Source organism: Methylobacterium oxalidis (assembly GCF_007992195.1).
In the GTDB taxonomy this organism is placed as follows: domain Bacteria; phylum Pseudomonadota; class Alphaproteobacteria; order Rhizobiales; family Beijerinckiaceae; genus Methylobacterium; species Methylobacterium oxalidis.
The window spans coordinates 81,813-93,358 of sequence record NZ_BJZU01000049.1 but is presented as its reverse complement, the minus strand read 5'-3'; the positions used below and the strand labels follow the sequence as shown (position 1 = coordinate 93,358).

Annotated in this window: 10 protein-coding genes and 1 tRNA gene; 6 read left to right on the top strand and 5 right to left on the bottom strand. The window is 69.6% G+C overall.

What is annotated here, in order from left to right; translation table 11 throughout:
• Positions 1–553: TCP-1/cpn60 chaperonin family protein (locus tag MOX02_RS13255; protein ID WP_280525317.1), on the top strand; the 553-nt coding region annotated here is incomplete at its 5' end.
• A 347-nt stretch (positions 554–900) separates the two neighbouring features.
• Here the strand turns inward: MOX02_RS13255 and MOX02_RS13250 are convergent.
• The gene (locus MOX02_RS13250) at positions 901–1,605 is read right to left on the bottom strand and encodes a hypothetical protein (protein WP_147026264.1); all 705 of its coding nucleotides are present in this window, start codon (positions 1,603–1,605) and stop codon (positions 901–903) included.
• Positions 1,606–1,989: 384 nt separating this feature from the next.
• On the opposite strand from MOX02_RS13250, the gene MOX02_RS13245 reads away from it, so the two are divergent.
• The 4 genes from MOX02_RS13245 (at position 1,990) to MOX02_RS13230 (ending at position 5,959) form a co-directional block, all read left to right on the top strand.
• Positions 1,990–2,286 carry a hypothetical protein gene (locus MOX02_RS13245; protein WP_147026263.1) on the top strand — a complete coding sequence of 99 codons (297 nt, stop codon included), beginning with the start codon at positions 1,990–1,992 and terminating at the stop codon, positions 2,284–2,286.
• 182 nt (positions 2,287–2,468) lie between these two features.
• Positions 2,469–4,583 carry an ABC transporter ATP-binding protein/permease gene (locus MOX02_RS13240; protein ID WP_147026262.1) on the top strand — a complete coding sequence of 705 codons (2,115 nt, stop codon included), beginning with the start codon at positions 2,469–2,471 and terminating at the stop codon, positions 4,581–4,583.
• A 191-nt stretch (positions 4,584–4,774) separates the two neighbouring features.
• Positions 4,775–5,068, top strand: coding sequence for a hypothetical protein (locus tag MOX02_RS13235; RefSeq protein ID WP_147026261.1), 294 nt, complete (start codon positions 4,775–4,777; stop codon positions 5,066–5,068).
• Positions 5,069–5,233: 165 nt separating this feature from the next.
• Complete coding sequence (locus MOX02_RS13230; protein WP_147026260.1) at positions 5,234–5,959, top strand: Crp/Fnr family transcriptional regulator; 726 nt, start codon at positions 5,234–5,236, stop codon at positions 5,957–5,959.
• A 37-nt stretch (positions 5,960–5,996) separates the two neighbouring features.
• Here the strand turns inward: MOX02_RS13230 and eda are convergent, their stop codons facing one another.
• Together eda and edd are read right to left on the bottom strand one after the other, a co-directional pair.
• Positions 5,997–6,614: a bifunctional 4-hydroxy-2-oxoglutarate aldolase/2-dehydro-3-deoxy-phosphogluconate aldolase gene (eda, locus tag MOX02_RS13225; protein ID WP_147026259.1), complete on the bottom strand. Its 618-nt coding sequence runs from the start codon at positions 6,612–6,614 to the stop codon at positions 5,997–5,999.
• A 28-nt stretch (positions 6,615–6,642) separates the two neighbouring features.
• Positions 6,643–8,466: a phosphogluconate dehydratase gene (gene edd, locus MOX02_RS13220; RefSeq protein ID WP_147026258.1), complete on the bottom strand. Its 1,824-nt coding sequence runs from the start codon at positions 8,464–8,466 to the stop codon at positions 6,643–6,645.
• Between the two features lie 287 nt (positions 8,467–8,753).
• Here edd and MOX02_RS13215 point away from each other — a divergent pair, with 287 nt between their 5' ends.
• Complete coding sequence (locus MOX02_RS13215) at positions 8,754–9,164, top strand: MliC family protein (protein WP_147026257.1); 411 nt, start codon at positions 8,754–8,756, stop codon at positions 9,162–9,164.
• Positions 9,165–9,216: 52 nt separating this feature from the next.
• On the opposite strand, the gene MOX02_RS13210 is transcribed toward MOX02_RS13215, so the two are convergent.
• Positions 9,217–10,890 (bottom strand): methyl-accepting chemotaxis protein, encoded by a 1,674-nt coding sequence (locus MOX02_RS13210; RefSeq protein WP_147026256.1) that lies wholly within the window; start codon positions 10,888–10,890, stop codon positions 9,217–9,219.
• 541 nt (positions 10,891–11,431) lie between these two features.
• Positions 11,432–11,518: transfer RNA gene (locus MOX02_RS13205), tRNA-Leu, on the bottom strand.
• Between the last annotated feature and the right edge of the window lie 28 nt (positions 11,519–11,546).

Here is an 11,546-nt window from a genome sequence, read left to right as displayed (position 1 = left end):
GAAGCTGCAGGAGCGCCTCGCCAAGCTCGCGGGCGGCGTCGCGGTGATCCGCGTCGGCGGCGCGACCGAGGTCGAGGTCAAGGAGAAGAAGGACCGCGTCGACGACGCCCTCAACGCCACCCGCGCGGCGGTCGAGGAAGGCATCGTCCCCGGCGGCGGCACGGCCCTGCTGCGCGCCAAGAAGGCGGTCGCCGGCCTCTCCAGCGACAACGCCGACGTCGCGGCCGGCATCAAGATCGTCCTCAAGGCGCTCGAGGCCCCGGTCCGTCAGATCGCCCAGAACGCGGGCGTCGAGGGTTCCATCGTGGTCGGCAAGATCACCGACAACGAGGGCTCCGAGACCTACGGCTTCAACGCCCAGACCGAAGAGTACGTGGACATGATTCAGGCGGGCATCGTCGACCCGGCCAAGGTCGTGCGCACCGCTCTCCAGGACGCGGCCTCCGTCGCCGGCCTCCTCGTCACCACCGAGGCGATGGTCGCGGACGCCCCGAAGAAGGACGCGCCTCCCCCGATGCCGGGCGGCGGCGGCATGGGCGGCATGGACTTCTGAGGACCCGATCGCGGAGCGCCCGACCGCTCGGGCGTTCCGTGCAGTCCCTCAGATTCGCCGGCCCACGGGTCAGGGAAAGGGGTCGCCGCGAGGCGGCCCCTTTCTCGTTGGGGCGGGCGATCTCCCCGCGACAAGTGAGGTTGGGCCCGACCGGTCGAGTCCGGCCCGCCGGCTCCTGAGGCATGCTTCATCGGCCACGGCGACCACGAGCCGGCGCGGATCCGGGCGGATGGCCGAAAATCGCCCCGCGGGTTCGCGCGGCGTCGGCCCGATGTCTGTGGCAGAGAGGGCGGAGCGAAAGGAGCTCGTCGCACTGTCCCGGGCCGCCGGGCGGCCCGGACGACGCGTCAGCCGGCCCGGCGTGAGCAGCGCTGGTAGGACGAGGTGCCCCGGGCGCTCGACCAGACCAAGCGGTCGCCTTCGACCCTGAGGCGGACCTGCGAGGTCCAGCGGCGCGTGCGGTCGGTACAATCGGCGGCCATGACCCAGGCGCTGCCGCTGCGGGTACGGTCGTGGAAGCTGCAGCTGACGCGGCCGGCGCGCGCGCCCTCCGCGGTGATCGTGGCCGGCAGGTAGCCCCGGCGGCGCGAGCGCACCCCGCACGCGGCCTCGTTCGGGCCCCAGGTGCCGATGTAGTCCGGCCGCTCGACCGGCGGCGTCGACGGGACGGCCGCGGTCTGCGTCGGACCGGTCTCGGGTGCTACGGCGGCGTTCGTACCCGCGAGCTCGAGGCGTGGGACCGGCGCGGGCGTCTCGGCTGCCCGCATCTCGGCCTGGCGCCCGGCGGCGGGCGCGGCGGGCCGCATCAGCTCGGGCGGCAGCGGGAAGGCCACGGCCTCGTCGGGGAGCGCTTCGGGGATCGCCCGCTGCGCGGCGGAGCGCAGGGGCACGTCCTCGGCGAGGAAGACGGCGCTGTAGCTGAACAGGGCGCCCCAGCCGGCGGCCAGCATCAGCACCAGAACCAGCCAGCTTCTCGAACCCCCACTTGAATCGTGAGCACTCGTGCTCGCCGCGCCCGCCTCGGCCAGGGTCTGATCGATCCCCACCGCCATCTCGGATCCCCCGAATGCTCCGTCAGCGAGCCGGCGCCGCGCCACGCGGCGACGCATCGTCGCTCCCGCTACCCTTCCACTCCCTCGGACGCCCCCGTCCGGTCTCGATATCGGGCCTTACGCCTCGGCGCGGCCTCTGATTTTCGCGGCCCGGCAAGCAGATCGCGCCACGCGGGACGCTCAGACACGCATAAGTAGTACCACAGGTCGAGCGTTGTTCTGGTCGGCTCGCACGAGATCTTAAGCCGTGTCCCACGATTTTTGTAATCCCCTAAATCCTCAGATTGCGGCTTCCGCGCGGCGGTGCGCTCGTCCCTCTTCCCGCTGCCTGCGGAAACTGCCATGCTTCCGCCCTGATCCCGCCCAGGCGCCCGACCCGCACAGATGAGACGCCCTGCCCTCGCCCTGATGCTCGGCATCGCGACGACGATGCCGGCGATCGGGCAGAACCGGTCGGCCACGGCCCGCATGACCTGCAACGACGTGATGCGGCTCGTGAAGACCGAAGGGGCGATCGTCCTCAACACCGGCCCGGGCCCCGAGCGCGTCGTGCGCGACCGCAGCTTCTGCGAGTTCACCGAGATCGCCGAGCTCCGCTTCGCGCCGACGCGGGACAACCCGCAATGTCCGGTCGGGTACCGCTGCCGGGAACCGGGCTTCGAGGACTGGGACTGGCCGTGAGCGCCGCCCTGAGTAAACGGCCCACGCCAAGGGGATAGACGCGGCGATCGGGCGCCGCGCATGACCGAAATTTCACGAGACAGAGCGGGCCCCGCGCCACTATCTCGCCATGAGCCGCCGTCACTGCCGGCTCGGGTCGCGCGCCCCGCGCCGGCCCGGAACTCATGTTCGGGGAGAAGTGCGTGGCCGCAATCAGGAGCGGACTCGGCATTCAGGCCGTCCTCACCGCGATCTTCGCCCTCGTGCTGCTCGCAGCGCCCGGCGTCCCCTCCCCGCCCCTCTACGTGTCGCTCGCGGGCTTCGCGATGGCGGGCATCCTGCTCGCCTCGGGCAATCTCTCCGCCTACCTCAGGGTCTTCGTCTCGGTGTACGGGATCGGCTACCTCGTGCTCGCCGGCGGCCGGACGCTGGCAGCGATGGGGCTGCTGCCGCCGACCGTGGCGGCGCTGCTGCCGCCGCCCTTCGCGGCAACCGGCGCCGTGGTCTTCGCCGGCATCGTGCTCGCGATCTCCTACCTGGAGCCGATCCGGGCGATCACCCTGATCGCCGACCCCTACTTCGCCTCGCGCAGCGAGCCGACGCGGGAGATCGGCCCGTTCCGCTTCTTCGGCACCACCGAGGGCCGGATCGGCCAGCGGCTCGTGGCGCTCTCGATCTTCATCACCTTCGCGCAGGTGGCGCTGCAGCTTCGCCTGAACTTCTGGTTCCGCGACCTGTTCAACGCCCTGCAGGAATACAACGCCGACGCCTTCTGGTACCAGCTGATCTGGGTGTTCGGCCCGCTCGCCACGATCTGGGTGATCGTCGGCATGTTCGACACCTTCGTGGATGCCAGCCTGCACCTGCGCTGGCGGACGTGGCTGACCCGCAGCCTCTACGAGCGCTGGCTCGACGGCGGCACGCACTACCGCATCCCGTTCACCGGCGAGCACGCGGACAACCCGGACCAGCGCATCCAGTCGGACGTCAACCTGTTCATCTCGCAGACGACGACGCTCTCGATCCGCCTGCTCTCGCAGGCCGCGACGCTGGTCTCCTTTATGGTGATCCTGTGGGGCCTGTCACGGGACTTCGTGCTGCCCTTCACGGACACGATCGTGCCGGGCTTCCTGGTCTGGCTGGTGGTGGGCTACGCCGTCGTCGGCACCTGGCTCACCCACCTGATCGGGCGCCCGCTCATCGGCCTCGATTTCCGGCAGGAGAAGGTGGAGGCGGATTTCCGCTTCTCGCTCGCCCGCTCGCGCATCTACTCGGAGCAGATCGCGCTGCTGCGCGGCGAGCGCGCCGAGAGCGTGCGGCTCTGGGGCCTGTTCCGCGAGATCATCGACAACTACCTCGGCATCATCTACCGGCGGATCAAGCTCGGCAGCTTCACGCTCTCCTACAGCCAACTCAGCGTGGTGTTCCCCTACATCCTCGCCGCGCCGTCCTACTTCATGAAGAAGATCACGCTGGGCCAGTTCCAGCAGACCGGGGACGCCTTCTCCAGCGTGCAGTCCGCCCTGTCCTTCTTCATCAATGCCTACGTGACGATCGCGGCCTACAAGGCGAACACGAACCGCCTCGCCTCCTTCAAGCGCGCCATGACGAAGGCGGAGGCCCTCTCCAGCGCGGGCTACGGCCTCGTCCAGGGCAACGAGACGAAGCGCGACGTCACGGCCGCCGGCCTGACGCTCGCCTTGCCGGACGGGCGCGAGATCGTGGCCGCCGAGAAGCTCGCCCTCGCCAAGGGCGCGGCCACGCTCGTCACCGGGCCGTCCGGTTCCGGCAAGTCGACCCTGTTCCGGGCGATTGCCGGGATCTGGCCCTTCGGCAAGGGCCGGGTCGACGTGCCGGCGGACCAGTCGGCGCTGCTGCTGCCGCAGCGCCCCTACATCCCGCTCGGGACGCTGCGGGGCGCCGTCGTCTATCCGAGCACCGTCGACCAGTTCCCGGACGCCGCGATCCGCGATGCGCTCGTGGCGGCGCAGCTTCCGCACCTCGCGGACCGGCTCGACGAGGTCGACGCCTGGGACCAGCGGCTCTCGGGCGGCGAGCAGCAGCGCCTCGCCATCGCGCGCGCGGTTCTGGCCAAGCCCGACTGGCTGTTCCTCGACGAGTCGACCGCAGCCCTCGACGAGGCGAGCGAGGCCGGAATCTACCGGATGCTCCGCGAGCGCCTGCCGGGCACCACGATCGTCTCGATCGGCCACCGCTCGACGCTGCACGAGCACCACGACCGCCGGCTCGACCTTCAGCCGTCCGAGGGGGGCCGCTTTGTGCCACGGGACCTGCGCCAGCCGCTTCCCGCACAGTAATGGCCGGCGATCGCTTCGCAGGTGCGGTGCGTCCGCGGTGAGAAGTTTGCGCAGCGCAATAATATTCGCGAAGGCGAGTGGCCGTCCGGATTGATGTCCATGCGGCCGCCCGTACGGTTCTTCTCACGGCGATTTGGGAACTGCCGAGCCGGCCCGTCGTTTGCTCGATGTTAATCACATCGGAGGAACGCATGAAGACGGTCACGACCCTTGCCGGCGCCCTGCTGCTGATCAGCTCGGCCGCCATCGCCGCCCCCTGCACGACCGGCACCACGGCCGGGAACCAGCCCAAGCAGGACAAGAGCTCGAACGTCGATCCCGGCTCGACCGCCAAGGTCACGCCCGGCGCGAAGGCGGAGTCGCCTGGCACGGTCGGCGCGATGAACAACGCCGGCTCGACGACCGCGACCTCCGCGGCGGACGTGAAGCGCGAATCCGAGGGTAAGCCGACCGCCCAGCAGCAGGCCGCGAACGACGGCTGCTGAGCCGCAGCGGCGCTCAGTCCCGCAGAGCAGCCCGCCCGCCGACAGGCGCGGCGGGTTTCTCTGTGCATGGTGAGTCTCGGAACCCGGCACCCCGGTTTGGGTGTTGCCGAAACGCGTGCGGACGATGAAAGGTGGCGCACGCAACGGTTACGCCCCGGGAGCGCCATGAGTGATCTCCTCGTCCGGAAGTTGAGCTGCCTGGACAAGCTGAACGAGGAAGAGGTCCGCATCCTCCGCGAGCTCACGCCCCAGACCCGGACGTTCGACGCGCGGTCCGATGTGGTCGAGCAGGGCAGCCGCCCGACCCACAGCACCCTCCTCCTCGAGGGCATGACCGGGCGCTACCGCATCCTCGCGGACGGGCGCCGGCAGATCACCTCGATCGACGTGCCGGGCGACTTCGTCGACCTCCACAGCTTTCCCCTGAAGACCATGGATCACGGCGTCATCGCTCTCTCGCCGTGCAAGACCGCGACGGCGCCACACGCGGATCTCCTGCGCATCACCGAGACCCAGCCGCACCTGACCCGGGTCCTCTGGCTGACGACGTTGATCGACGCCGCCATCCACCGGGAGTGGCTCGTGGCGGTCGGCCGGATGTCGGCGCTGGAGCGGATGGGGCACCTGTTCTGCGAGCTCTACTGCCGGCTCGGCGCGGTGGGCTTCACCGACCGGGAGAACCGAAGCTACACGCTCCCGATCACGCAGGGCGAACTCGGTGACATGCTGGGGATCACGAACGTCCACGTGAACCGCACGCTGCAGGAATTGCGGCGGCGCGGCCTCGTGTCGTGGCGTGGGCCGACCGTCACGATTCCGAACTGGTCGAACCTCGTCGAGGTCTCGCGGTTCGACCCCTCCTACCTGCACCTTCACAGCGAGCCGCGGTAGCGGTCGCCTGCGCCCGTCCGCGTTCCGCCGACGGGTCTCAGGCCGCCCGCAGGCGCGAGGCGCCCTCCGCGGCCCGGCGGATCGCCGAGACGTCCGGCGCGCCCGCCGGCACGACCCAGCTGCCGCCGACGCAGAGCACCGGCTCGAGGGCGAGCCACTCGGGCGCGCTCGCCTCCGTGATGCCCCCCGTGGGGCAGAACCGCACCTGCCCGAACGGGCTGGCCAGTGCTTTCAGCGCCTTGATGCCGCCCGCGGCCTCGGCCGGGAAGAACTTGAAGCGGCTGAGGCCGTGATCGAGCCCGCGCATGATGTCGGCGGCGTTGGCGACGCCCGGCAGGTAGGGGATGCCCCGCTCGATCGCCGCCTCGGTGAGCGGCGCCGTGAGGCCGGGGCTGACGATGAACCGGGCGCCCGCCTCCATCGCCGCGTCGAGGTCGCGCACGTTGAGCACCGTGCCGGCCCCGACGACGGCCCCCTCGACGCGCGACATCGCCCGGATCACGTCGAGGGCGGCGGGGGTGCGCAGCGTCACCTCCAGCGCGGTCAGGCCCCCGCCGACCAGGGCCTCGGCGATCGGCTCGGCGTGGGCCGCGTCCTCCACGACGAGCACGGGGATCACGGGAACCGAGCGCATCAGGGCGTCGATGTCGGTCATCGGCAGTTTCCTCTCTGGGTGGCAGGCGTCACAGGCCGGCGGCGGCGAGCATCGCCGAGCCGCCCTGCTCCGCCCCGTCGGCGCCGTGGCGCATGAAGGCGAAGAGCTCGCGGCCGGTGCCGAAGGCCGCGGGCGGCGCCGCCGCGCCTTCGCGGGCGGCGAGCTCGGCCGCGTCCACCAGCACCTCGAGCCGGCCTTCCGGCGCGCTGAGGCGCACGATGTCCCCGTCGCGGATCTTGGCGATGGGGCCGCCGCCGATCGCCTCGGGGCTGAGGTGGATGGCCGCCGGGACCTTGCCGGAGGCGCCGGACATGCGCCCGTCCGTGACGAGGGCCACCTTGTGGCCGCGGTCCTGCAGGACGCCGAGGGGCGGCGTGAGCTTGTGCAGCTCCGGCATGCCGTTCGCGCGCGGCCCCTGGAAGCGGACCACGACGACGACGTCGCGCTCCAGCTCGCCCGCCTTGAAGGCCTTCAGCACCTCGTCCTGGTCGGAGAAGACGCGGGCGGGCGCCTCGATCGTGCGGCGGCTCTCCTCGACGGCGCTGGTCTTGAAGGTCGCCCGGCCGAGATTGCCCTTCACGAGCCGCATGCCGCCGTCCGGCTGGAAGGGCTTGGCGGGCGTGCGCAGCATCGTATCGTCGTAGCTCCTTTCCGGAGCGTCCTCGTAGACGAGTTCCTCGCCCGAGAGCTTCGGGTCGCGGGCGTGGTCGCGCAGGCGCGCGCCGGACACCGTGAGGATGTCGTCGTGCAGGAGGCCGGCGTCGATCAGGCTCGCGATCACGAAGCTCATGCCGCCCGCCGCGTGGAAGTGGTTCACGTCGCCCGCGCCGTTTGGGTAGACCCGGGCGATCAGCGGCACCGCCCCCGAGAGTCGGTCGAAATCCTCCCAGTCGAGCACGATGCCCGCCGCCCGCGCGATGGCCGGCAGGTGGATCGCGTGGTTCGTCGAGCCGCCGGTGGCGAGGAGGCCGACCACCGCGTTGACGATCGCCTTCTCGTCGACGCAGCGGCCCAGCGGGCGGTAATCGTTGCCGTCCGCGCCGATCTCGGTCAGGCGGTGGATCGCCGCGCGGGTGACGGCCTGCCGCAGCTTCGTGCCCGGGTTGATGAACGAGGCGCCGGGCATGTGAAGGCCCATCACGTCCATCATCATCTGGTTCGAGTTCGCGGTGCCGTAGAAGGTGCAGGTGCCCGCGCCGTGATAGGAGGCGGCCTCCGACTCGAGCAGGTCCTCGCGGCCGACCTTGCCCTCCGCGTAGAGCTGGCGGATGCGTTGCTTCTCCTTGTTGGCGAGCCCGGAGGGCATCGGCCCGGCCGGGATCAGGATCGTCGGCAGATGACCGAAGCGCAGCGCGCCGATCATCAGGCCCGGCACGATCTTGTCGCAGATCCCGAGGAGCGCCGTCCCGTCGAACATGCCGTGGCTGAGGGCCACCGCCGTCGAGAGCGCGATGGTGTCGCGCGAGAACAGCGACAGCTCCATGCCGCGCTGCCCCTGCGTGACCCCGTCGCACATGGCCGGCGTGCCCCCCGCCACCTGCGCGGTGGCGCCGCGCTCGCGGGCGAACACCTTGATCTGGTCCGGATAGCGCCCGTAGGGCTGATGGGCCGAGAGCATGTCGTTGTAGGCGGTGACGATGCCGATGTTCATCGACCGCCCGGCGCGGATCGCCGCCTTGTCCTCGCCGGCCGCGGCGAAACCGTGCGCGAGGTTCCCGCAGGCCAGCGTCGGCCGGTGCACGCCCCCCTCCCGTTCGCGCTCGATCAGGTCGAGATAGACCCGCCGCGTCTGCCGCGACCGCTCGATCACGCGGTCGGTGACGGCGGCGACCTCGGGGTGGATCTCGGTCATGGCTCGTCCTTGCGTCTGTCCGGCGGAGGGTGGCGCAAGCCTCCGCCCATGAGAACGGTTCTACGCGCCGCCGGACTATATGTAAACGTTTACAGCATCTACCGCGCGATCCTGTGATCGCCTCGGCCGCCCGGAACGCGCCCCGGTTCGACCACCGCTCGCAGGTTTGATACCGCACCGGGCCCTGGCGCCGTGCCCGAGCGCTTGCGCGCGCCCCTGGCCTCGGGTGTTCTGCACCGACCTTCCAAGGCGCATCCGGCGCATGATCCCGGCGGGAGAGACGCGACATGCCCGGCCTCCATCACGTCCTTCCCGGCCTCGCGGCCCTGCTCATCCTCGCCGGCGGCGGGGCCGGGGCGCAGGAGCCCTCCTCGCCCAAGGAGCCCGAGAGGGCGCTCTCGGACGCGGTGCAGTCCGAGACGGCGGCGATCCGCCGCGTGATCTTCGAGTGCCCGAAGGGCGCGCTGCTCACGGTCGAGTTCCTGAACTCGGAGCCGGGGCGCCCGGCGGTGGTGCGCCCCGCGAGTGGCGAGCCGGTGACCCTCCAGGCGCAGGAGAGCGGCTCGGGCTTCCGCTACGGGGACGGCACGCGCGAGCTGCGCGGCAAGGGCCGCGAGGTCACCTGGACGGACACGTCGGGCCGGCCTGTCGTGTGCACGGAGCAGATGCCGACGCCCCTCGGGACGGAGCCGAACTAGGCCGAAGGCCGCATGTCGACGATGTGCGGCAGAGATGCGCCGCCGAGCGGGATCAGGCCGCTCGCACGGTGGCGAGGAAGCGCCGCACCTCGGCGGAAAGATGCTCGGACTGGCGCGACAACTCGCTTGCCGAAGCCAGCACTTGGCTTGCCGCCGCGTCGGTCTCCTCGGCCGCACCCGCTACGCCCGCGATGTTCGTGGTAACCTCGGCCGTGCCGGTCGCCGCCTGTGAGACATTGCGCACGATCTCCTGCGTGGCTGCCCCCTGCTCCTCCACAGCTGCCGCAATGGCCGTCGCCACGCCGTCGATCTCGCGGATGCGGGCGCCGATGGAGCCGATAGCCGCCACGGCGCTGTCCGTGGAGGTCTGAATGTCGGCGATCTGCGTCGAAATCTCCTCCGTTGCCTTCGCGGTCTGGCCCGCCAACTCCTTCACCTCGGCGGCGACCACCGCGAAGCCGCGGCCTGCCTCGCCCGATCGCGCAGCCTCGATGGTGGCATTGAGTGCCAGCAGGTTCGTCTGGCCCGCTATGGTCGAGATCATGCCGACGACATCTCCGATGCGATCGACCGCGCCGCTGAGCGCCCGCACCAACGCACCGGTCTGATCCGCCTCCGCGACAGCCAAGCGAGCCAGGTCCGCCGAGCCGTCCACCTGACGACCGATTTCCAGCACGGACGCGCCCAGTTCTTCGGCCGCGACCGCGACCGTATTGACGTTGTCGGCGGCTTGCTCGGCAGCCGCCGCCACCGTGGTTGACTGCGTCGCAGTCTCGGCGGCCGTCCCCGACATGCTCTGCGCGGTGGCATGCAGCTCGGTCGAGGCAGCGCTCATGGTCGCGATGATGCCGCCCACCGCTCGCTCGAAGCTGTCGGCCATCTGCCGCATGCCGACCTTGCGTTGCTCGTCGGCCGAGGCACGAGCCAGCGCCGTGTCCTCCTCCAGTTGCCGTGTGCGGATCAGATTGTCCTTGAAGATCCCCACCGAGGCGGCCATGAGGCCGATCTCATCGCGTCGGCCGCAGCCGGGGACCGGTTGGGTCGCGTCACCGGCGGCGAGGCGCTGCATCATCGCCGTGATGGCCGCCAGCGGCGTGAGCACGCCCCGCACCATCGTCGCCGAAGCGAACGCCACTGCCAGGAGGCCGAACGCGAGCGTGCAGAGCCCGATCGTCTGCGCCATCTTGTAGGTGGCCGACGAGTGGCCGTGCACCACCTTGGCCTCCTCGATCTGGAGGTCGATCAGCGTGCTGATGATCTCGCTCACCGGATCGATGACCGAGTAGAGTCGTTCTCTGACGAATTGGTCGAGTGCCCTCGCATCCTTGTCCGTGAGAATCTTGAGGAGATCGGCCGTTGCGGCATCGGCCGCGACCATGGCTGCTTTCGACGTGCCCGCCAGTTGCTTCTCGCGCTCGTCCATGCTCGTGGCGATATAGTCCGCCCATCTCTGCTTGATGCTGATCTGCGCATCCGCGACAGCTTTGACGCCGCTCGACCAGGGCAGAACACCGTTGCGAACTTTATGCGACGTGTCGACGATGTTGACGGCATACATGTCGGCGACGATCTTCAGATTTCGCAGAGGAACCACGCGATCTGCGTACATGGTTTCCATGCCATGCTCGACTGTACTCGAAGCGTACCAGCCGACGCTGGCGATGAGAGACAGTGAAACGAGAAAGGCGCCGAGCGTGGCGATCACACGGAATCGAATGGATGACATTCGTCGCTCACCTGAATGCAGCATCAATCTGGATTATCTACGCAATTTCTGGTTAATGAAGTGGAATGCCCGAAGCATTCAGTCAGAGAATACTACTTTAAAATGCATATTTTTTAACAATTACGCATCTAGGTAGCAGCGGAAACGTTGAACTGGGCTGGAAACGTCCGTGTCATAGCGGTTCCGCTGAACGTTGCTCAGGCGTTGCAGGGATGGTTGCGAGTTGACGCATCGCTGCCGGGGACGGACTTCGAAGCGGATGATGAGATTTCGGCGCATTGAGCAGGGCAACCTGTTCAACGAGTTCCCGCGCGATGCCCCGCGTTTCCGTCGACCATCAGGAAGGTTCGCAGGACGCCGGACGCGCTCCTCCAGAGAGGTCTCGAAAGACCACCTTCACCCTGATAGCCTCGCTGTAGACCCGAGCCCGCTGGGAGCACGGCTCGCCGAGGTTGCCGGGATCGTCGCTTGTGCCGGCCGGACGCCGAAACGCGTCGGAAGGCCCGTCTGTTACCCGCAACGCTTGTGGTTTCAGGAAGGCTGGTGCGGACGGCGGGACTCGAACCCGCACGGCCTTGCGGCCGCAAGATTTTAAGTCTCGTGCGTCTACCGGTTCCGCCACGTCCGCGCGGGATCTGCGGTAGCGGGAGCCGCCC